At 60.6% G+C, this 20,775-nt stretch carries 19 protein-coding genes and 1 rRNA gene; 12 read left to right on the top strand and 8 right to left on the bottom strand.

The genetic code is table 11. The annotated features are described in order from the left end of the window. Positions 1-214 precede the first annotated feature (214 nt). Positions 215-331: ribosomal RNA gene (gene rrf / locus QMG79_RS07850) — 5S ribosomal RNA — on the top strand. 363 nt (positions 332-694) lie between these two features. On the opposite strand, the gene QMG79_RS07845 is transcribed toward rrf, so the two are convergent. Beyond that, positions 695-1,402, bottom strand: coding sequence for a hypothetical protein (locus QMG79_RS07845; RefSeq protein ID WP_283537995.1), 708 nt, complete (start codon positions 1,400-1,402; stop codon positions 695-697). Positions 1,403-1,471: 69 nt separating this feature from the next. Between QMG79_RS07845 and QMG79_RS07840 the strand changes: the two genes are divergently transcribed. The 9 genes from QMG79_RS07840 (at position 1,472) to xerD (ending at position 10,510) form a co-directional block, all read left to right on the top strand. Continuing rightward, on the top strand, positions 1,472-2,140 hold the full coding sequence (locus tag QMG79_RS07840) for a hypothetical protein (protein WP_283537994.1): 669 nt from the start codon (positions 1,472-1,474) through the stop codon (positions 2,138-2,140). A 6-nt stretch (positions 2,141-2,146) separates the two neighbouring features. Next, positions 2,147-3,136, top strand: a complete 990-nt coding sequence (locus QMG79_RS07835; protein ID WP_283537993.1) for an HAD-IIA family hydrolase — start codon at positions 2,147-2,149, stop codon at positions 3,134-3,136. A 9-nt stretch (positions 3,137-3,145) separates the two neighbouring features. Then, a complete protein-coding gene (locus QMG79_RS07830; protein WP_283537992.1) occupies positions 3,146-3,388 on the top strand; it encodes a hypothetical protein in 243 nt (80 codons plus the stop codon). Further along, positions 3,388-4,203: a TlyA family RNA methyltransferase gene (locus QMG79_RS07825; protein WP_283537991.1), complete on the top strand. Its 816-nt coding sequence runs from the start codon at positions 3,388-3,390 to the stop codon at positions 4,201-4,203. The genes QMG79_RS07830 and QMG79_RS07825 overlap by 1 nt, the downstream gene beginning before the upstream one ends. A gap of 12 nt (positions 4,204-4,215) precedes the next feature. Beyond that, positions 4,216-5,241, top strand: a complete 1,026-nt coding sequence (locus QMG79_RS07820; protein WP_283537990.1) for an NAD kinase — start codon at positions 4,216-4,218, stop codon at positions 5,239-5,241. Continuing rightward, a complete protein-coding gene (gene recN, locus QMG79_RS07815) occupies positions 5,234-6,970 on the top strand; it encodes a DNA repair protein RecN (RefSeq protein WP_283537989.1) in 1,737 nt (578 codons plus the stop codon). Before QMG79_RS07820 ends, recN begins: the two co-directional genes overlap by 8 nt. Positions 6,971-7,103: 133 nt before the next feature. After that, a complete protein-coding gene (gene pyrG / locus QMG79_RS07810) occupies positions 7,104-8,846 on the top strand; it encodes a CTP synthase (protein WP_283537988.1) in 1,743 nt (580 codons plus the stop codon). 37 nt (positions 8,847-8,883) lie between these two features. Next, the gene (locus QMG79_RS07805; protein WP_283537987.1) at positions 8,884-9,546 is read left to right on the top strand and encodes an NUDIX domain-containing protein; all 663 of its coding nucleotides are present in this window, start codon (positions 8,884-8,886) and stop codon (positions 9,544-9,546) included. 4 nt (positions 9,547-9,550) lie between these two features. After that, positions 9,551-10,510 (top strand): site-specific tyrosine recombinase XerD, encoded by a 960-nt coding sequence (gene xerD, locus QMG79_RS07800; protein ID WP_283537986.1) that lies wholly within the window; start codon positions 9,551-9,553, stop codon positions 10,508-10,510. A gap of 219 nt (positions 10,511-10,729) precedes the next feature. On the opposite strand, the gene QMG79_RS07795 is transcribed toward xerD, so the two are convergent. After that, positions 10,730-11,419 carry a hypothetical protein gene (locus tag QMG79_RS07795; protein ID WP_283537985.1) on the bottom strand — a complete coding sequence of 230 codons (690 nt, stop codon included), beginning with the start codon at positions 11,417-11,419 and terminating at the stop codon, positions 10,730-10,732. Between the two features lie 234 nt (positions 11,420-11,653). On the opposite strand from QMG79_RS07795, the gene QMG79_RS07790 reads away from it, so the two are divergent. Beyond that, on the top strand, positions 11,654-12,160 hold the full coding sequence (locus QMG79_RS07790) for an 8-oxo-dGTP diphosphatase (RefSeq protein WP_283537984.1): 507 nt from the start codon (positions 11,654-11,656) through the stop codon (positions 12,158-12,160). A 93-nt stretch (positions 12,161-12,253) separates the two neighbouring features. Here QMG79_RS07790 and QMG79_RS07785 read toward each other — a convergent pair whose 3' ends face one another. The 6 genes from QMG79_RS07785 to QMG79_RS07760 form a co-directional block, all read right to left on the bottom strand. Continuing rightward, a complete protein-coding gene (locus tag QMG79_RS07785; RefSeq protein ID WP_283537983.1) occupies positions 12,254-13,393 on the bottom strand; it encodes a bifunctional 2-methylcitrate synthase/citrate synthase in 1,140 nt (379 codons plus the stop codon). 62 nt (positions 13,394-13,455) lie between these two features. After that, on the bottom strand, positions 13,456-14,361 hold the full coding sequence (gene prpB / locus QMG79_RS07780; RefSeq protein ID WP_283537982.1) for a methylisocitrate lyase: 906 nt from the start codon (positions 14,359-14,361) through the stop codon (positions 13,456-13,458). Beyond that, positions 14,361-15,881, bottom strand: a complete 1,521-nt coding sequence (locus QMG79_RS07775) for an MmgE/PrpD family protein (protein ID WP_283537981.1) — start codon at positions 15,879-15,881, stop codon at positions 14,361-14,363. Before QMG79_RS07775 ends, prpB begins: the two co-directional genes overlap by 1 nt. Further along, positions 15,874-16,521 carry a GntR family transcriptional regulator gene (locus tag QMG79_RS07770; protein WP_283537980.1) on the bottom strand — a complete coding sequence of 216 codons (648 nt, stop codon included), beginning with the start codon at positions 16,519-16,521 and terminating at the stop codon, positions 15,874-15,876. The genes QMG79_RS07775 and QMG79_RS07770 overlap by 8 nt, the downstream gene beginning before the upstream one ends. Positions 16,522-16,652: 131 nt before the next feature. Further along, positions 16,653-17,381, bottom strand: coding sequence for a response regulator (locus QMG79_RS07765; protein ID WP_283537979.1), 729 nt, complete (start codon positions 17,379-17,381; stop codon positions 16,653-16,655). Next, entirely contained in the window at positions 17,378-19,018 is a 1,641-nt protein-coding gene (locus QMG79_RS07760; protein ID WP_283537978.1) for a sensor histidine kinase, read from the bottom strand. Before QMG79_RS07760 ends, QMG79_RS07765 begins: the two co-directional genes overlap by 4 nt. A gap of 141 nt (positions 19,019-19,159) precedes the next feature. Here QMG79_RS07760 and QMG79_RS07755 point away from each other — a divergent pair, with 141 nt between their 5' ends. Then, entirely contained in the window at positions 19,160-20,515 is a 1,356-nt protein-coding gene (locus QMG79_RS07755; protein ID WP_283537977.1) for a cation:dicarboxylate symporter family transporter, read from the top strand. Positions 20,516-20,775: the final 260 nt, after the last annotated feature.

Here is a 20,775-nt window from a genome sequence, read left to right as displayed (position 1 = left end):
GTGGTTCCCAAACAACAAACCCATACCAACGGTTTGTGTTCAGGGAACAAAAAACCACAACAGAATATATGTCTCACAGACACCACACCCATCCCACCCCACAACAAAAAACCCTCCAAGGCTTTTTGATTCACCGGGGACCGGATGGTTCGTGGAAGTCGTGACCACACACTTCCCACCCCCCACACACGTGGCCGGGGCCGGGTACAAGGGTTACGGCGGTCATAGCGTGGGGGAAACGCCCGGTCCCATCCCGAACCCGGAAGCTAAGACCCACAGCGCCGATGGTACTGCACCCGGGAGGGTGTGGGAGAGTAGGACACCGCCGGACAACACTTCAGAAAAAAGGTCGAGGGGCCCCACCACTGGTGGGGCCCCTCACCCGTTAACACCACAACCCCACAACACACACCCCACCCCGCCAACCGCGGGAGCCTACGTCAAGGCAGACGCCGCTCCTCGCCTAGAATTGGGGGAGATCAAGTTCCCGCGGCGCTTTCAAACAGTGCGCGGGTCGAGCACTGAAGGGCGATCGATCGGTATTCCGACGTCGCTTACGTACCAGGAGGAACCCATCATGGCCGAAAACAACGGCGGCACCAGAGACGACAAGTTTGGCGCTGATCGCAGACCTGAGAGTGGGCAGCGCAGCGGGGGACCTTCTCGTGGCTTTGCTGGCCGCGGGGGAAACTCTTCAGATCGTCCTTCCCGTGAGGGCCAGGGCGAGCGTCGGTCCTTCGGTGATCGTGACAGTCGTGGTGGCCAGGGTGGCGAGCGTAAGTCTTACGGTGATCGTGACAGTCGTGGTGGCCAGGGTGGTGAGCGTAAGTCTTACGGTGATCGTGATAGCCGTGGTGGCGAGCGTAAGTCTTATGGTGATCGTCCTTCCCGTGAGGGTCAGGGTGAGCGTCGGTCCTTCGGTGATCGTGATAGCCGTGGTGGCCAGGGTGGCGAGCGTAAGTCTTATGGTGATCGTCCTTCCCGTGAGGGTCAGGGTGAGCGTAGGTCCTTCGGTGATCGTGACAGTCGTGGTGGCCAGGGTGGCCAGGGTGGCCGCTCGGATCGTGGTTATGGCGGGTATGGACCCAAGGAAACCGAGCAGGCGGTTAGGGTTCCGAACGCAAAGGACCTTCGGAGCGCGAACCGACCCGATCGCGAACGTTCGCCCGATATTGACGACGATGTAACGGGCAAAGAACTGGACCGCCCCACCCAGCACCAGATTAAGACTCTTGAGGAAAAGAGCGCCGAGTGGGTGGGCCGACACTTGGTCATGGCGGGGCGCCTCATCGAAGATGAGCCGGAACTTGCCTTCCAGCACGCTCTGGCAGCCAGCCGTCGGGGCGGTCGCCTCGGCGTCGTCCGTGAAGCGGTTGGGCTGACTGCTTACGCTGCGGGTCACTACGGAGAGGCGCTTCGGGAATTCCGTACCTACCGTCGTATCAGCGGATCAAACGTTCATCTGCCCGTCATGGCTGATTGCGAACGTGGTCTGGGACGTCCGGACCGGGCCCTTGATGTTGCCCGTTCTGAAGAGGCCAACGATCTTGATGCGCCGGGGAAGGTTGAGCTGGCAATTGTTGCTGCTGGCGCCAGGACTGATCTCGGCCAGCTTGATGCAGCCGTTTCTGAGCTCGAAATTAGTCAGTTGGACATGCACAAGGCCTTTTCTTACAGTCCACGTCTGTTCCGTGCATATGCTGATGTGCTGGCTGCTGTTGACCGCACGACCGAGGCTGCCATGTGGGAAAAGCAGGCCGACAAGGCTGAGAAGGCACTCGGAATTGATCAGAACGACGACGAACCAGAGATCTTCGACCTTGGTTGGGACGAGGAAGAGGAAGCCCGGGAGGAAGCTGATCGCCGGCGGATGCTCTCTGAAACTGCAACTGCCGCGACGTCGGTGCCTGCGATGAGAGAGGAACCTGCGCCGGCAGCGTTGGCAGATCTGGGCGACGACGCCGACGCGACGACTTTTGAGTCTGATGACGCAGAGTCCGATGACGACTCTGTGGAGCATGACGAGCTCGCGCACGCGCGGGACCATGCGGACCAGGCTGAGGCTCCGGCAGATGAATCTTCAGACGAACGCCACGACGAAACTCAGGGTGACCTCGACGACGCCGGGCGTCAGGGGTAAACGCGAATGTCTACTGATGCCCTTGTCAGCGCCTTCGACGCGCTGCTTTCTGACCTGGACGGCGTAGTTTACGCTGGTCCACACGCTATCCCTGGTGCTATCGAGGCGTTGAAAGCGTTGGCGGGGCACCAGGTAGCCCTTGGTTACGTCACGAATAATGCCTCAAGGACACCCGCGCAAGTGGCAGCCCACTTGCGCGAGCTTGGCGCACCCGCTGAAGATCACCAGGTAGTCAGTTCCTCACAGGCCGCGGCAACTCTCCTTGCCGATCTGCTCCCGGCTGGGGCTAACGTGATGATCACCGGTAGCGCCGCCTTGGCCGAGGAAATCAGGGCAGTTGGACTGAATCCCGTCAAAAGCCAGGAGGATGATCCAGTTGCCGTGGTCCAAGGCTTTGATCCCGGACTGGGATGGAAAGACCTTGCGGAGGCGGCCTTTGTTGTCACTTCAGGGGCTCACTGGGTTGCAACGAATACGGACATGTCCATTCCACAGGCGCGTGGCATCGCCCCGGGTAACGGCACACTTGTTGCTGCTGTTGCCGCAGCGACAGGACAGCAACCACGTGTTGCGGGGAAACCCGAGGCGCCGCTCTTCCGTGAAGCTGCAAGGCGCCTGTCCGCCACCCGACCTCTTGTCGTGGGGGACCGCCTCGACACCGACATCCTCGGTGGCAACAACGCTGGGTTCGCTACGGTAGCTGTTCTCACCGGCGTCGATACCCGTGAGTCGATCCTCGCGGCAAGGACGGCGGAGCGGCCCACCTTTCTCATTGCTGACCTGCCTGGGCTGTACCTTCAGTACCCCGACATCAGGGAAGAACAGGGTACATTCCTGTGCGGTAGCGCGTCAGCAACTGTTATTGGACCAGCCGTTCATATCAACGGTTCGACTAACGATCTCGACTCATGGCGAGCCGGCTGTGCCGCCTGGTGGGCCGCACATCCTGACACGGAGATAGCGACCGAGCCCGATGTTGTCTGGGCCGGTCACTAGACTGACGTGATGACGCAGCACAGTACAGAAGCGGGGTCAGGAAACGACCATCCTGCGGATGCCTTGCCCTATCCTGATGTGTCGCATGTGTCGGATCCTGCGGTCCGGCGTGTGCTGGAGACGCTCCCCACTGTTACTGACGCGCCTGTCGCGTCCCACCCGGAAGGTTACACGGACATTCACGATCATCTCCTCACCCTCCTGAACGAGGAAACTCCAGGCATGCCCACCCCACGGCCGGAGGCGTCTTGATGGCTGGGCGTCTCGATCAGGAACTTGTTGGACGGGGGATAGCGCGGTCACGAACGCACGCCGCGTCGCTGATCTCCGAAGGCAGGGTCAGCTCCAACGGCTCTGTACTTTCCAAAGCTTCCCTCCAGGTCACCGACACAACGCAACTCGATGTCCGGCTTGATGAAACAGATATCTACGTGAGCCGCGCAGGTCACAAACTCGCCGGGGCACTGGATACGTTCCCGGACATCACTGTTGAAGGCAAACGCTGCTTCGACGCCGGCGCCTCGACAGGCGGCTTCACAGATGTTCTGCTCCGCCGCGGTGCCAGCCACGTTGTAGCGGTCGACGTCGGACACGATCAGTTAGTGCCCCAAGTACGCCAGGACGCGCGGGTGGCCGTCCATGAAGGCATGAACATCAGGTACATGGATCCTGCAGATATCGACGGTCCCTGCGAGCTGACTGTTGCTGATTTGTCTTTCATCTCCCTCACACTTGTTGTGGGTCCCTTGGCAACGTGCACCAATCCGGGTGGTGACGTGATTCTGATGATCAAACCTCAGTTCGAGATCGGCAAGTACCGGTTGTCCCGGACTGGAGTGGTGAACTCTGAAAGAGAACGAAAAATGGCTGTGACCAAAGTGGCCGAGGCCGCATCGGATGCTGGCCTCCAGCCTCACGGTTTGGCAGTGAGCGCCCTGCCCGGACAGGATGGGAACGTGGAGTTCTTTCTCTGGACAAAGCGTAGATTCTCAAATGAGTTGCCTAAGATCGAAGAGCGCGACAGCGCAGTCAGCGCGGTACTGGCCAGCATCTGGCCTAACGACTAGAAAGTTGAATCGATGAGCAGGCGCGTACTGGTCCTGGCACACACGGGACGGGAGGAGTCGCTCAAAGCTGCCTGGGAGGCGTGTGTCCACCTTCATGCCTCGGGTATCACGCCCGTGATGCAGGAATCCGAACGTGCTGACATGACGCGGTACTTCGGCTATCTCGAGCACCCCGTGGAGATCCTCGGTCAGCAGGTTGAACTCACTGATGTAGAGCTGGTCATGGTGCTCGGCGGAGATGGGACCATCCTGCGAGCGGCCGAACTCGTCCGCAACGTCGATGTTCCGCTGCTGGGGGTCAACCTGGGCCACGTAGGTTTCCTGGCAGAGAGCGAGCGTGCTGACCTCGCTCAGACAGTTGGCTGGATTGCTCGCCGCGACTACACGGTTGAGGAACGTATGACTATTGACGTCCAGGTTTTCGTCCAGGGGCAAAAGATCTGTCAGACGTGGGCGCTCAACGAGGCAGCCATTGAAAAGGGCAGTCGGGAAAGAATGCTTGAGGTCGTTACGGAAATAGACGAACGGCCCATCACGTCTTTTGGCTGCGACGGCATTGTCCTTGCTACCCCGACGGGGTCCACGGCCTATGCCTTTTCCGCAGGTGGGCCTGTGGTGTGGCCTGATGTTGAGGCACTTGTTATTGTCCCCATCAGCGCCCATGCCCTTTTCGCCAAACCGCTTGTCGTCTCGCCGGATTCACGGTTGGCTGTAGAAATCCTGAGTCGGACAGAAGCCATGGGTGTCTTGTGGTGCGATGGACGCCGTTCCGTTGATCTTCCTCCCGGTGCCCGGATTGAAGTCACGCGGTCGGCCATCTCTGTACGACTCGCCCGGACGCATCCAACGCCGTTCTCCGGGCGCTTGGTCAACAAATTTCAGCTTCCGATCAATGGCTGGCGTGGACCTGTCCATCCTGACGACATCATGCCTACTGGGTCTATCCCGGCAATTCGGACCTCACGACCCAAGGCGCCATTGCCCGCTCCGCAACCAGAGACAAACACTATAGATGGGGGCCCGGTCAGTAATGCTTGAAGAAATCCGCATCCGGGATCTTGGTGTAATCACTGACGCTGTTCTGCCCTTGGGGCCTGGATTGAGCGTGGTGACGGGCGAGACTGGCGCCGGCAAGACAATGGTGGTCACAGCGGTGGGACTCCTGCTTGGGGCCCGGACGGACGCTGGACGTGTTCGAAGCGGGGCCAAGAGCGCTTCTGCCGAGGCCGTGGTCCGGCTTCCCCTGGATCATTCAGCACTGGAACGCGCCCGTGAAGCAGGCGGTGACGTGGAAGAGTTCGACGGCGGCGCTGAACTTTTATTGGCCCGCCGCCTCGGCGCTGATGGCCGCAGCAGGGCTTTTGTCGGTGGGAGGGCTGCACCGGTAGGCGTTTTGGCTGAGATTGGCGAGACGTTGGTGGTGGTTCACGGGCAGTCAGACCAGATGCGCCTCAAGAGTGCGCCAGCACAGCGAGGTGCCTTGGACAAGTTTGCTGGCGAGGAGCTCGCCGGCCCCATGACCGCGTACCAGCAGACATTCGCACGGTGGAAATCCAGCCAGGAAGAGCTCGAAACGCTGCGTGCTGCGGCACGGGACCGGCTCCGCGAGGCAGAATCCCTGGAGAGTGCACTCGCCGAAATTGACGAGGTTGACCCGCAGCCGAACGAAGATGAACTCCTCAAGGCCGATGCCGTCAAATTGGCCAACGTCGAGGAGCTGCGCATCGCAGCCACCACAGCGCAGCAGGCTATTACGGCAGAAGACTTTGGTGACTCAGCCGATGCCACCACTCTTGTGGATACGGCCAAGCGGACGCTGGAACACGTCGCTGAACATGACGCCGAGTTGGGTGCAGCAGCCACCAGGCTCGCTGAAATAGGGTTCCTCCTCACGGATCTGGCTACTGAACTTGCCAGCTACCAAGCAGGGCTGGATACAGAAGGCCCAGAGCACCTTGCGGTCATCGAGGACCGTCGTGGTGTCCTGGCGACGCTGGTCCGAAAGTATGCTCCCAGTATTGACGAAGTCCTTCAGTGGGCATCTGCTGCAAGGACTCGGCTCGCCGAACTGCAGGACGACTCCACCAGGATTGAATCGCTGGAAACAGAAGTCCAGGAAGCGTACGCGCGGCTGCTGGACCAGGCGCAGGTCATCAGCTCGATTCGCGTCGACGCTGGCCGTGAGCTTGCAGACCGGGTAAGTGACGAGTTGTCTGCCCTAGCGATGGCAGATGCGACCCTCATTATAGAGATTACCCCTGGTTTTGGGCCTGGTCCCTATGGCGCCGATGAGATTGGCTTCCTTCTGGAGCCGCATGCGGGTGCTCCTGCACGGCCGCTGGGCAAAGGCGCATCTGGCGGCGAGCTCTCACGGGTCATGTTGGCCATTGAAGTGGTTCTGGCCGCCGTGGACCCTGTGCCGACCTTCGTTTTCGACGAGGTGGACGCGGGTGTGGGTGGTCGTGCCGCCGTCGAAATTGGTCGACGCCTGGCCATGCTGGCGCGCCATGTTCAGGTGCTGGTGGTGACGCACCTTCCACAGGTGGCCGCCTTCGCAGACCAGCACATTACTGTCATAAAAAATTCCGTTCGCGGCGATGATGGCACGGCTGCCAGCGGATTTACTTCTAGTGATGTCCGTCTCCTTGACGGCCCGGAGCGAGTGCGGGAGCTGGCCAGAATGTTGGCAGGCCAAGAGGATTCGGAGTCAGCGCAGGCGCATGCTCAGGAGCTTCTGGATGACGCCAAGCTACTCCCGCGGGGCTGAACACTGTATTTTGACTTGGGTGGGTTAAATTAGCGTATTTTTTGATCCCCGGCTAGCCCTTGCCCATACCCGCCTCGCGGGGCACACTGAGTCACTTGGGAGGGATCCTTCCCGATCCGTGGAGACTCATTTGATGATAGGCTCAAATTCCGTGGTGCAGCGATCAAATTCCCGTGTAAATTCCCGGTTCCCGGGTTCATCCAAGACGACCAAGCACATCTTCGTAACCGGTGGTGTGGCGTCCTCGCTCGGCAAGGGACTCACGGCTTCAAGCCTGGGTCATCTCCTTCGGGCGCGTGGCTTGTCTGTAACAATGCAGAAGCTGGATCCATATCTCAATGTGGATCCAGGTACAATGAACCCCTTCCAGCACGGTGAGGTCTTCGTCACGGACGACGGCGCCGAGACGGACCTGGACATTGGCCATTATGAGCGTTTCCTTGACGAGAACCTCGAAGGTTCCGCAAACGTCACCACCGGGCAGGTGTACTCCACGGTCATTGCCAAGGAGCGCCGGGGTGAGTACCTGGGTGACACAGTTCAGGTAATCCCGCACATTACTGATGAAATCAAACGTCGTATGCGGCTCCCAGCTGACGTGAAGAACGCGCCGGACGTCATCATTACCGAAATTGGTGGCACCGTTGGCGACATCGAATCCCAGCCATTCCTTGAGGCCGCCCGTCAGGTGCGCCAAGACGTTGGGCGTTCCAACGTATTTTTCTTGCATGTCTCCCTTGTGCCCTACATTGGACCCTCCCAAGAACTCAAGACCAAACCCACGCAGCATTCTGTTGTTGCGCTCCGATCCATTGGTATCCAGCCCGAAGCGATCGTCATCCGTTCGGACCGCGAGGTTCCTGCCGCAATGCGGGAAAAAATCGGTCGCATGTGCGACGTCGACATCGATGCAGTCGTGAACGCGGCCGATGCACCCAGCATCTACGACATTCCCAAGACACTCCACTCCCAGGGCCTGGATTCCTACATCGTCCGAGCACTGGATCTGCCGTTCAAGGATGTTGACTGGACCAGCTGGGACAAGCTCCTTGAAGCTGTCCACAATCCCCTCCACCAGGTGGAGGTCGCCCTAGTGGGCAAGTACATCGATCTCCCCGATGCCTACCTTTCCGTGACGGAGGCGCTGCGTGCCGGCGGCTTCGCCAACAACACCAAAGTCAACATCCGCTGGGTACCCTCAGACGAGTGTGAAACCCATGAGGGTGCCGTGAAGGCACTCTCAGGGGTAGATGCCATCTGTGTTCCTGGAGGATTCGGAATCCGCGGTCTTGAGGGCAAGCTCGGCGCCCTGAAATTTGCCCGCGAATCCAAGCTTCCCGTCCTGGGGCTGTGTCTTGGCCTGCAGTGCATGGTCATTGAGTATGCCCGGAATGTGGTGGGCCTCGAAGGTGCTTCCTCAAGCGAATTCGAACCTGATTCCAAGTACCCGGTCATTGCCACCATGGAGGAGCAACTGGATATTGTTGACGGCAAGGGCGACCTTGGCGGCACCATGCGCCTCGGACTCTACGACGCGACGCTGATTCCTGGATCCGTTGTTGCGGAGACCTACGGCCGAACAGACGTCAGCGAACGTCACCGTCACCGCTACGAGGTCAACAACAAGTATCGCGAACAGATCGAAGCCAAGGGTTTGGTGTTCTCCGGTACATCACCTGATGGAAAACTGGTCGAGTTCGTGGAACTTCCAGCTGACGTCCACCCCTACTACGTGGCAACCCAGGCGCACCCGGAACTGAGCTCACGCCCGACCCGGCCGCATGCGCTCTTTGCTGGCCTCGTCAAAGCCGCGCTGGTGCACCAGGGCGCCATCGTGGACAGCACATCCGCCGACGCGCCTGCTGCTGCCAAGTAGTTCCACCACGTAACTGAAGACTGTAAAGGACGGCGCGATGCCTGGTAGCCCTGAAACCCCTTCTTTCGACAAGATGGTTTCGGACCACCCGAGCTCGCGCCGTCTTGTGTCCAGGGAGACGCCCTACCAGGGCAGGATCTGGAACATTGTCAGCGACACGTTCGAGCTTAACGATCACGGTCCAGCCTTGACCCGAGACTTCATTGACCATCCCGGTGCCGTGGCCATCGTGCCGATCAACGACGCAGGGAAGATTCTCCTTATTCGGCAGTACCGTCATCCGGTGGGAATGGACCTCTGGGAGATTCCGGCAGGACTGTTGGATATTGAGGGCGAAGACTTTGTTGCGGCGGCGGCCAGAGAGCTTGCAGAGGAGACTGACCTGGTTGCCGGGAAGTGGAGCGTCCTGGCCGACTTCTTCAATTCTCCTGGGTCCTCCAGTGAAGCCATCCGAATATATCTCGCTCAAGGTCTCAGCGAGGTACCCGAAGCGGACCGTCACCAGCGTGAGGACGAAGAGGCTGAGATCGAATTCCACTGGATGGACCTGGACGACGCCGTCACTGCTGTCCTTCAGGGCCGCTTCCACAACCCGTCCGCCGTCGTCGGAATTCTTGCCCTTGCCGCAGCCAGAAGTGCTGGTTTTGACCGGCTGAGGCCAGCAGATGCTCCGTGGCCTGCGCACCCGAGTCAACGCTGACGCTGTGGCGGAAACATCCGTTCCACAGGCGACAGCCCTTGACCGGCAGGTAGGAGACTACCTGCAGCACATGCGGGTTGAACGCGGACTTGCTGCGAATACTGTTGCGGCATACCGTCGCGATCTGTCTCGTTACGCCACCTACCTGCGCGCCGCGGGCTGTGGTGGCGCCGCCGATGCGACGCGACACCATGTCACGGCTTTTGTCCAGTCACTGCCTGATGGCACGGACGGCGGTGCGCCGTTGACTGTGCGCTCTGCAGCCCGCACAGTCGTTGCGGTCCGTGGTTTCCACAAGTTCCTAGCCCTGGAGGGCATCACCACGACCAATCCGGCATCGGACGTCCACCCACCCATGGCGGGGAAGCGACTCCCCAAAGCCATCAGCGTGGGTGAGGTGACACAAATCCTTGAGGCCGCTAGTGCCGACACGCCCACCGGACTGCGAGACCGTGCGCTGCTGGAGTTTCTCTATTCGACAGGTGCACGCATCAGCGAGGCCGTTGGATTGGATGTTGATGACATCAGCGTTGCGGTGGACGAGTCGGGACCGGCCATAGTGCGTCTTTTCGGAAAAGGCAGCAAGGAACGCATGGTCCCGCTGGGATCCTTTGGCGCCCGGGCACTGGAAAATTACCTGGTCCGTGCCAGGCCGCTGCTTGCCGCGAAGGGAAAAGGGACACCTGCTTTGTTCCTGAACGCCAGGGGCGGGAGGATCAGTCGGCAAAGTGCCTGGACCATCCTTAAGAGCGTTGCGGAACGGGCCAACATCACCAAGGACGTTTCCCCCCACACCCTGCGGCACTCCTTCGCCACACACCTGCTTGAAGGCGGAGCGGACGTCCGCGTGGTGCAGGAGCTTTTGGGCCATGCCTCCGTCACCACAACCCAGGTCTATACGCTTGTCACAGCAGACACCCTCCGCGAAATCTATGCCGCGGCACACCCGCGGGCGCTGGGCTGAGCTACACCGTATCGGACATGCTCACTTCGTGGTCAGTGTTCTGGGCATGATGCGTTCCGCGCGCTGATCCTCGCCCCGGGTGGGCATGTCCAGTGGATATCCCCACCCCCAGTCGGACATGCTCACTTCTGGTCTCGGAGGTTGGGCATGATTGGTTATGCTCACGTGCTGCGGCAAAGGGTGGGCATGCTCGCTGGGCTTTGATGGGGGGATTGATGCCTACGGTAGTGCGATCAGCGTCAGCTCCACTGTCCCAAGAAAGAGTGAGAGCAATGACGTAGCCATTGCTGAGAGCAGCAGCAGGCCTGGGTGTGCAAGTGCCACTACTGTTTTTCGCAGGCGAGGCTGGCCGCGCAGGAACGACTGCGGAACCCGCGACGCCGTAGGGAATTGCCGCCAGCCGCGGAGTCTTCGCAAGAACCATGCGCAACGCCCGATGAACGCCAGCCAAAGTACCCACACGACGAGGGGGATCAGCGCGGCCATAAGCTTGAATCCCAGCGCCGTGACCTCCCGTTCTGAGTCTCCGGCAAGCGTCTGGACGGTCGTGGAGATTGAGGCACTGATCACCACTGATACGGACCAGACAACGAAGGCCGCCACCAGCGCGAGGAAACGAACGAAGAAGAGTGCCAGAACGGACTCACGAGGTACTTTGACCTGATCCCGCGGAGTCACATGCAGGATAGCCAGGGTTGACCCCAGCGATGGCAGTGCAGCGCAAGCGACCAAAATGAACCAAGCCCAGCCGGCAAAGTCGATGTACTCATCGGCCACAATCAGCGCTGTCCAAGAAATCCCCCAGAGCCAACCCCAAAGCAACGGACGTCGGACCAGCCAATCAGGCAGGTGGGCATCAAGTGCTGAGCTGCGGGATGGGCGTTGCCCTGGAAGGTTTTCCTGATTCACACTGCGATCTTGGCACATCAGACTCCGGTTAAGGCAGGACTTGGTCCATCATGCTCAAGGGTCTGGATATGGGATGGGCATGTCCCGCGGGGAGGAGCTTTGCAAGTTGAGCATGTCCTTGAGTCAGCAGCCGCAGTGAGCATGATCCGTCATGCTCAAGACCCAGGTGCTGAGATGAGCATGTCCCATGGGAGGGGGAGATGGCCTTCCGCGATGAAGCTTTAGGGTTGGTTCATGACTGCTGCCCAGGTGACCCTCTGCTTCCTGCTCCGCAACAACGCAGGAAGTCCCGAAGTACTGCTGGGATTCAAGAGGACGGGCTTTGGCCGAGGGAAAATTGTCGGCGTGGGTGGGCACGTGGAGCCCGGGGAGACGGTCCAGGAAGCCATCTGCCGCGAGGTCAGGGAGGAAATCTGCGTCGAGATCTCCCAGCCGGATCTGGACTTGGCCGGAACAGTTGACTTTGTTTTCCCCAATCGCCCGGAGTGGAACATGTTCAGCACCGTGTTTGTTGTGCGGCGCTGGAAAGGAGAGCCCGTCGAAACCGAGGAGATTACGCCGGGGTGGTACAAAACCAACGAGCTGCCCGTCGAACACATGTGGGCGGACGCCGAGCATTGGGTTCCGGAGATGATCGCCGGCGGTACGCCAGATATCCGTGTGGTCCTGGCCGCGGACAACGAAAGCGTTGCCAGTGTCAGCCGTGGTCCCCAGACGCAGGGCACCACTCGCCAGCCATGAGTTCGACGTCGGCAGGCCCGGGCTGCGGGTGACTGATCTCAGCGGACCTCGCACCGTTGCGCCCGGCCTGCCGCCGTCTGCGGGGCCGTTCAGCTAGGGCAGGTGGCGTTCCGCCGGGCCGTTGTACTCGCTCAATGGCCTAATCAGGGAGTTCGCCGCTGCCTGCTCCATGATGTGAGCTGTCCAGCCCGTGATGCGGCTGGCAACAAACAGGGGAGTGAAAGTGGCCGTGTCAAAACCCATCAGGTGATAGGTCGGTCCTGCCGGGTAGTCAAGGTTCGGCTTGATGGCTTTGGCCTCATCCATGGCTTGTTCCAGTCCGTTATAAAGCCCCAGCAATTCTGGCCTGCGGTAATGTTCCACCATGGAATCGAGGGCGGCCTTCATGGTGGGGACTCGGGAATCCCCGTGCTTGTAGACCCGATGGCCAAATCCCATGACCTTCTTCTTGGCAGCGAGGGCGTCCTCCATCCAGGCCTTGGCCCGCGCTGCAGCTTCCTCCAGTGATTCCTCGGAGCGGATCCCAATTTCGTCAAACGTGTGCATCACGGCCTCATTTGCTCCGCCGTGCAGGGGGCCCTTGAGCGCCCCGATAGCGCCTGTCACGGCGGAATGCAGATCCGAGAGGGTGGAGGTGATGACCCGGGCCGTGAAGGTAGAGGCATTAAAAGAGTGTTCTGCGTAGAGAATCATTGACACATTAAAAGCTGCCACCACGTCCGGCGCTTTGACCTCTCCAAAAGTCATCCAGAGAAAGTTTGCCGAATACCCAAGATCATCACGCGGAGACAGCGGTTCCCCGCCATGGCGCCGCCGCTGATCATAGGCAACAACGGCTGGCATGGCAGCGAACAGGTCGATTGCCTTGGTCATGTTGGCCTCTGTCGAGGAATCTTCGGCCAGTGGATGGCGGGCTCCCAGGACAGACGCTGCTGTTCTGCAGACATCCATCGGATGGGTGGTTTTTGGCAGCGCGTCGATAACCTGGCGCACCACCGGGTCGAGGGCACGTCCTGCCCGCTCACGGGCGGAGAAGGCTGCGCTCTGTTCTGCTGTGGGAAGTTCACCGTTCCACAGCAGATAGGCCACGTCCTCGAAACTGCACTGTGCGGCAAGTTCCTGCACCGGATAACCGCGATAGAGCAGTGAATTGGTCTCAGGGTTGACCTTGGAGACAGCGGTGTAGTCCACCACCACTCCTGCAAGGCCCTTTCGAATGTCTGTGTCAGCCAAGGGAAACTCCTTTGTTCCGTGGGGTCGGTCCCGTGCTGCTGCCGGGGCCGGTGATCTGCAGGTCAGTTAGTACCTGGGACCTGAAAGTTGAACACGTTGCTGTCGAAGTGATCGTAGGCCTGGTAATCCACCAGATCGTACAGCCGGGACCGCGTGAGCATGGAGCTGACCTGCGATTCCTGCGTTCCGTCTGCTGCGATTGAGTCAAGGGTACGCTCGGCGGCGCCCATTGCACTACGAAGCAGCGTGACCGGATAAATCACCAGATTGACGCCGACGCCCTGTAGCTGCTCGAGAGTGAAGAGCTCGCTCTTGCCGAACTCGGTCATGTTGGCCAAGATGGGCACCTCCACTGCGTCGCGAATGGCCTGGAACTCCTCAAGCGTGCGCATCGCCTCTGGGAAAATGGCGTCCGCGCCCGCCTGCACTAGCTCGCGGGCTCGGGTGGTGGCAGCTTCCAGACCGTCAACGGCCCGGATGTCGGTCCTTGCCATGATCAGGAAGTTGGGATCCCGTCGGGCGTCGGCGGCCGCCCGAATGCGTTTGGCGGCTGTATCGGAGTCCACCACGTTTTTGCCGTCAAGGTGTCCGCACCGCTTGGGATTGAACTGGTCCTCGATATGGCATCCGGCCAGGCCTGCATTTTCCAGTTCCTGAATGGTCCGGGCCACGTTCATGGGTTCACCAAAACCCGTATCCGCGTCCACCAGCGAAGGGAGGTCGGTCATCCGTGCAATCTGGCCCGCCCGGGTGGCCACCTCGGTGAGGGTTGTCAGCCCGATATCCGGCAGGCCCAGGTCGTTTGCGAGTACTGCGCCAGAGATGTAGACACCAGCGAAACCTTTTTCCTCAATGAGCCTGGCGGACAGGGGGTTGAAGGCCCCGGGGAACTGGGCGGTAGTGCCACTGTCCAGCAGCGCCCGAAGCCGACGTCGTTTTTCTTCTGCTGTGACATTCGAGTACAGCATCAGAAGAGTCCAGCCGGTGCGGCAGCGAGATCAATGACACCGTCGGCAGCAGTGAGGTTCAGCTGATCGAGTTCACCGGCCTCCAACTGCGGGAGACGTTCGACGGCGGCGAGGAACCTGTCGATTTCTGCCTGGTCCAGCAAACCTTCCGCCAGGGTCCGGAACTTGTGGATGTATTGTTCCCGGGCAAAGGGCCTGGCGCCGAGGGGGTGTGCATCAGCCACGGCAATCTGGTCCTCAATCACCGTGCCGTCCGTCAGCGTTATCACTACTGAGCCGCCAAAAGCCTTCTCGGCGATGTCCAGTGAGTGGTAACGGCGCGTCCACTCCGGATCCTCCTCAGTGGTGACCTTGTGCCACAGCGCAACAGTGTCCGGGCGGGCCGCGCGTTCCGGCGTATAGGAATCCACGTGATGCCAGGAGCCGTCCTGGAGTGCGACGGCAAAAATGTATGGAATCGAGTGGTCCAGGGTCTCGCGGCTGGCGCTGGGATCGTACTTCTGGGGGTCGTTGGCTCCGGAACCGATGACAAAGTGCGTGTGGTGGCTAGTCCGGATGAGGATGGTGGCCACGTTCGCGGGATCGGCCGTTTCCGGGTGCTCGTCGTGGAGCTTACGGGCCAGGTCGATCCAGGCCTGTGCCTGATACTCCGCCGAGTGTTCTTTGGTATAGGTGTCCAGGATGGCCCGTTTGGCTTCGCCAGCTGCGGGAAGGGGGATCTCATATGCTGCCTCGGGACCGTCAAGCATCCAGGCGATGACACCGTCCTCACCCTCATAAATGGGTACGGGGGACGTCTGTCCGCGCATGGCTCGGTCAACGGCTTCCACTGCCATTTTGCCGGCGAAGGCCGGTGCATGGGCCTTCCAGGTGGAGATTTCTCCCTTGCGCGACTGACGCGTTGCAGTCGTCGTATGCAGTGCCTGGCCGATGGACTGGAAGATTGTCTCGACGTCGAGCCCCAGGAGCGTACCCAGGCCAGCAGCGGCTGAGGGGCCCAGATGGGCCACATGGTCAATCTTGTGCTTGTGCAGGCAGATGGCCTTGACCAGGTTCACCTGGATCTCGTAGCCCGTGGCGATACCGCGGATGAGGTCGGCTCCGCTGAGCCCGGCATGCTGGGCAACGGCCAGCAATGGTGGGATGTTGTCGCCAGGATGCGAGTAGTCTGCTGCCAGGAAAGTGTCGTGGTAGTCGAGCTCCCTGACGGCCACACCGTTGGCCCAGGCTGCCCACTCGGGGGAGACTCGCCCGCCTACGCCGAAGATCCCGGCGCCGCGTCCTCCGGTGCTGGCAGCATGGCTGAGCGCCTGGGCCCGGGCGGAAATGATGGGGGCCCGGTTGAGGGAGGCAACCGCCACGGATGCGTTGTCAATGATGCGGTTGATGACCATGTCCGTGACGTCGTCGGTGACCGGAACGGGATCAGCCGCGACCCGGGCGATCTTGTGGGCCAGCTGGTCCTCGCGGGCCAGTTTTTCGTCGCTCGAATAGACGCGGACGGGGTGGAGCTCAACCATGGGGTTCCTCTCGATGTGTGGCTTTGATGTGCGAAAGACTGCGGTGCAGGTGGACGGTGGTGGCGGCCGTGGCGAAGTCAGGGTTACCTGCGGCGATTGCCTCAGCGATTGCCGCATGTTCGGCTGCGGCCTCCGTGAGGCGTTCGACGTCGTTGGCTGCCAAGCGCCGCACCCTGGCCAGATGGACGCGGAGTCCGCGGATGGCACTGACAAGGTAGGTGTTGGTGGTTGCGTCGTCAATTGCGGCATCGAGCCGGGCCACCAGGTCGTAGTAGTCGGTGCGGAAAGGATCGGCGGGCGTCAACAGGAGAGGCGCTCGCAGGAGCTCAGGATGGAGTGCGGCAAAAACTGAGCGGTCACCGCGCTGCGCTGCGAAGCTCGCAGCCTTGACCTCGAGGGTGCCGCGGACTTCGAAAAGGTCGTCGATGTCCGCCAGTGAAATGGAGGTCACCACCACGCCACGCCGTCCCGGAGTAGTCAGTCCTTCTGCGCTGAGCCTGCCGAGGGCCTCCCGGAGCGGAGTTCGGGAGATGCCTAGCCGGGCTGCCTGCTCCACTTCTGCAAGGACTGATCCAGGGGGGAGCCGCCACTCCAGGATGTCAGTGCGCAGGGCTTTGTATGCTTTGTCGCTGGCGCGCATCGTTGCTCCTCCTCGTCCCCTCGAGTGTATACATTCAGGAGTGAGAGAGCTAGTGCCGACAGCAATGTTCTTCTACAACTAGCTTTCGACGACTCATTGAAGTGACCTGTGTATACAGAAAGGCGCGACTATCAGCCTTTCGGGGATTGCCTTCCCGTCCACAGGTACTCATTCTCGGGACGGCCGGGGGTCCCGTAGCGCGCTGAGCGCGAGACGGACCCCGAGTCTGCTAGGAACTCCAGGTAACGCCTTGCAGTGACTCTGGACATGCCCAGCGGATCCATCACCTGCGTGGCGGAGACGGCTGCGGTCTGCGCTTTCAGGAAAGAACTCACTGCATCCAGGGTGGAGGGTGCCAGTCCTTTGGGCAGCGGTGACTCGGAGGGTGTGCGGAGGCTCGCGAAGGCCTGATCGACGTCGTTCTGTGAAGCCGGAGCCTGTCCGGAACCAGGTTCCGGAGAGGCCAGCTGCAACCTGAAGGAGCGGTAGTTGGAGAGTTTTTCGGCGAATGTTGCAAAAGTAAAGGGCTTGATGAGGTACTGCACGACGCCAACTGATACAGCGCTGCGCACAACTGCCAGTTCGCGGACAGCTGTGATGGCAATGATGTCGGCAAAGAGTCCGGCGCTGTGCATCCGCCGCGCGATGTCCAGGCCGTGCAGGTCGGGGAGATTCATGTCCAGGAGCACCAGTTCCACAGGCTTTGCGGCTGCGGCCATCTCACCCAAAAGCCGCAGCGCAGACTGGCCATCAGGTGCTGTGCCTGCCACGACAAAACCTTCCAACCTGGCAATATAGGCTGCGTGGGCAGCCGACGCGATGGCCTCGTCCTCAACGATGAGGACCCGAATATGGCTCACGGGCGATGCTCCTTTTTCTGCTGCTGGGGGAGGGCTGCCGGAAGGAAGACCTCAAACTTTGCGCCACGTCGTCCATTGAGCGTCAGCGTTCCGCCCAGGCGCTGGACTGCCTGACGTACCAGTGCCAGGCCTATTCCGCGCCCCAGCGGACCCGCTGACTTGGTGCTGTAACCGTGCCTGAAGATTGTGTCCAATGCCCCTGGTTCCAGCGGGGAGCCTGAATCATGGACCACAATGTCCAACCCTTCGGGATCCGACTCCACGACCAGGTCCACTCGCCGTGGCGCAGGGCCGTCAGCCGCCGCATCGATGGCGTTGTCCAGCAGGTTACCAAGGATTGTCACCAGATCCTGGACGTGGATCCCTTCCACCGCCCCGGATCCCACTGTAGAGACATCTAGGTGCACCCCTCGCTCGTGCGCCTCCGCTACTTTTCCCATGACCAAGGCTCCCAGAACGGGCTCATCCACGGACCTCAACATGTCGTCTGTGAGTTGCTGGCTCAGGGCAAGGTCCTGGGTAGCATAATCAAGGGCATCCTGGGTGCGCCCCAACTCCATGAGCGAAACCATGGTGTGCAACCTATTCGCATGTTCGTGGGTCTGGGCGCGGAGGGCATCAGAAAGCGTCTTCATGGTTTCCAGCTCGCTGCCCAGCGCCTCAATTTCCGTCCGGTCCCTCAGTGTTGCCACTGTTCCGTAGGTTGCTGTCCGTTGCCGTGCACCAGAGCGCGCCGGGCCGTGGGCTGGACGTTGGTTGATGACCAGAATCCTTGGTCCGGCCAGCACAATTTCATCATGGACGGTGCGGCCTGATTCAAAAAGCTCCAGGAGCCCGTCGGAGAGGGGGAGATTCCTCAGCGCAGGAGGATTGGTTGGATCTGCGGCTTCGGAGGGGGCCAGGCCCAGCAGCTCGGCGGCCTGGTCGTTGTACATGACCACGCGGCCACGGGTGTCGATCAGGAGCAGCCCCTCGCGTACGGAGTGCAACACCGACTCGTAGTAACTGAAAAGCTGGGCGAGCTGTTCAGGCCCCCAACCACGTGTCACTTTCCGCAGATACGTGCCGAGCAGCCAGGCAAGCAGCGACCCGCCAACGAGCAGGGCGGCTCCTACCCCCACAAGTGCGGGTAGCCGGGACGTCAGGGCGATGTCGACCGCCCGGACCGTGATGCCGGCGGCCACCAGTGCGCGGACTTTTCCTTCCTCGTCCAGCACCGGAGCGATGGTCCGCACCGAAGGACCCAACGTTCCTGTGGTTACCTCTGTCAGTACCTGACCAGCCAACGCTGCATCAATGGAGCCTATGTAGGGCTTACCTAGTTCTTCTTCCCTGGGGTGGGTCCACCGGGTCCGGTCCGGCGCCATGATCGTCACAAAATCCACCCCCGCCGAGGCTGTGATCTCCTGGGCGTACGGCTGCAGTACCGCAGACGGATCAGCACTTTCTGCCGCACTGAGAACCAGTGGATTGGCGGCTACAGTGACGGCGATCCCCCTCATCCGAGCCCCGGCTTCGTCGTAGGTGCGGTCCCGCGCATCGACGAACGTTGCGGCCCCGGCAATGGCAAGGAAAGAAATGACAAGCAACAGGTTCGCGACAAAAAGTCGCCTCGCAATGCTCCAACGCTGGATCATCAGCACCTTTCTGCGACCAATATGAACGCAACAGTGAGCCAGCTCACTGCCTACCTAATGATGGATATCACACAGGATGGTGGGCTGGGCATTGAAACAGCGCACCGCGCCCCATCAGAAACATTAACAAGGAGATACGCCATGGCCTCTCAACGAGGAGAGTCGCTGCCGACGCTGAAGAAGCGCCGTAAGGGCCTCGACAAGTCGCACTACCTCTACATTGCCGTGATAGCTGCGGTGATACTTGGAGCTCTCGTAGGCCTCATGTTCCCCGAGGTCGGCAAATCACTCAAGCCGCTGGGCGACGGGTTCATCAGTCTGATCAAGATGATGATCGGCCCGGTGATCTTCTGCACCATTGTGCTGGGAATTGGCTCCATTGCCAAAGCCGCGACTGTCGGCAAGGTTGGTGGGTTGGCGCTTGGTTACTTCATGATCATGTCGACCTTCGCGCTCGCCATCGGCCTCGTGGTCGGCAACATGATCCACCCGGGCGAGGGCCTCAAGCTCACGCCCTATGATCCTGCGAAGCCAGCTGCGCTGGACCCCACCGCGGCTTTCCTTTTGGGTATCATCCCAGGTTCAATCCCGGTCCTGCCGACACTCCTTGCAGCCATCCTGGTGGGCTTTGCCCTGCAGAAAATGGGTCCGCAGGGGACTCCGATCCTCAAGGCAATCGGGCACGCACAGGCGCTGGTCTTCCGGGTGCTGATCATGGTGATGTGGCTTGCTCCCGTTGGTGCCTTCGGTGCTATCGCGGCCGTCGTCGGTGCCACAGGGTTCCAGGCGATCGTGAGCATGCTGACGCTGATGATTGCCTTCTACGTCACCTGCGCACTGTTCATTGTTGTTATCCTGGGCGGCCTGCTCAAGGTGGTCACGGGGTTCAATATCTTCAAGCTCATGAAGTATCTGGGCCGTGAGTACCTGCTGATCTTCTCCACATCTTCGTCCGAGGCAGCTCTTCCCCGCCTGATTGCCAAAATGGAGCACCTGGGTGTCTCGAAGCCGGTCGTTGGGGTAACAGTTCCCACGGGATACTCCTTCAACCTCGATGGCACTGCCATCTACCTGACCATGGCTTCGCTTTTTGTCGCTAACGCCATGGGCACTCCGCTTGACCTCGGATCGCAGGTTTCGCTGCTGATCTTCATGATCATCGCTTCCAAGGGTGCCGCCGGTGTCACAGGAGCAGGCCTTGCCACCCTTGCCGCGGGACTGCAGGCACACCGGCCCGAGCTCCTTGGCGGTGTTGGCATCATTGTTGGTATCGACCGGTTCATGTCGGAAGCGCGCGCATTGACCAACTTCACCGGCAACGCCGTGGCCACTGTCCTGGTGGGCACCTGGGTCAAAGAGATTGACACGGTCCAGGTTGAAAAGGTCCTGAACGGTACTGCTCCGTTTGATGAGCAGACCATGATCGCTGGCCACGATGTTCCGGAGACAACCGAACGCCAGGAAAAGGAAACAGACCGGGTGCCGGCCAACGCCTGACCCCACCAGCCTGAACCGAGCCCGGTTACGGACAGCCCGATCGCGCCACGTCAGTTCATGCCTACCCAACAGCCCCCGCGGACACTGCCCGCGGGGGCTGTTGGGTGTCTCGTGAACCAGCCCCTGACAGGAACCTTCGACCTTTACCAGAGAGTCAAGGCTCACGGAAAGGGATCCAGCAGTAACAGGAATTCGGGACGGCTGGGCTGTAACGTGGTGGGCAGGAAAGGTCGGCGCCGAAGATTCAGCGCATGGACAGT

The sequence above is a fragment of the Pseudarthrobacter sp. PS3-L1 genome (assembly GCF_030063285.1).
Lineage (GTDB): Bacteria > Actinomycetota > Actinomycetes > Actinomycetales > Micrococcaceae > Arthrobacter.
The sequence above is the reverse complement of the archived record's forward strand: the minus strand, read 5'-3'. Positions and strand labels throughout refer to the sequence as shown.

Excerpts from the sequence above, each read along its gene's own strand:
- QMG79_RS07835 (WP_283537993.1), top strand. The coding sequence starts at position 2,147 with ATGTCTACTGATGCCCTTGTCAGCGCCTTCGACGCGCTGCTTTCTGAC.
- QMG79_RS07840 (WP_283537994.1), top strand. The coding sequence starts at position 1,472 with ATGGCTGATTGCGAACGTGGTCTGGGACGTCCGGACCGGGCCCTTGAT.
- QMG79_RS07825 (WP_283537991.1), top strand. The coding sequence starts at position 3,388 with ATGGCTGGGCGTCTCGATCAGGAACTTGTTGGACGGGGGATAGCGCGG.
- QMG79_RS07820 (WP_283537990.1), top strand. The coding sequence starts at position 4,216 with ATGAGCAGGCGCGTACTGGTCCTGGCACACACGGGACGGGAGGAGTCG.
- QMG79_RS07770 (WP_283537980.1), bottom strand. The coding sequence starts at position 16,521 with ATGCGCGCCAGCGACAAAGCATACAAAGCCCTGCGCACTGACATCCTG.
- prpB (WP_283537982.1), bottom strand. The coding sequence starts at position 14,361 with ATGCTGTACTCGAATGTCACAGCAGAAGAAAAACGACGTCGGCTTCGG.
- QMG79_RS07755 (WP_283537977.1), top strand. The coding sequence starts at position 19,160 with ATGGCCTCTCAACGAGGAGAGTCGCTGCCGACGCTGAAGAAGCGCCGT.
- QMG79_RS07805 (WP_283537987.1), top strand. The coding sequence starts at position 8,884 with ATGCCTGGTAGCCCTGAAACCCCTTCTTTCGACAAGATGGTTTCGGAC.
- QMG79_RS07760 (WP_283537978.1), bottom strand. The coding sequence starts at position 19,018 with ATGATCCAGCGTTGGAGCATTGCGAGGCGACTTTTTGTCGCGAACCTG.
- QMG79_RS07775 (WP_283537981.1), bottom strand. The coding sequence starts at position 15,881 with ATGGTTGAGCTCCACCCCGTCCGCGTCTATTCGAGCGACGAAAAACTG.
- pyrG (WP_283537988.1), top strand. The coding sequence starts at position 7,104 with ATGATAGGCTCAAATTCCGTGGTGCAGCGATCAAATTCCCGTGTAAAT.
- recN (WP_283537989.1), top strand. The coding sequence starts at position 5,234 with ATGCTTGAAGAAATCCGCATCCGGGATCTTGGTGTAATCACTGACGCT.
- QMG79_RS07830 (WP_283537992.1), top strand. The coding sequence starts at position 3,146 with ATGACGCAGCACAGTACAGAAGCGGGGTCAGGAAACGACCATCCTGCG.
- QMG79_RS07790 (WP_283537984.1), top strand. The coding sequence starts at position 11,654 with ATGACTGCTGCCCAGGTGACCCTCTGCTTCCTGCTCCGCAACAACGCA.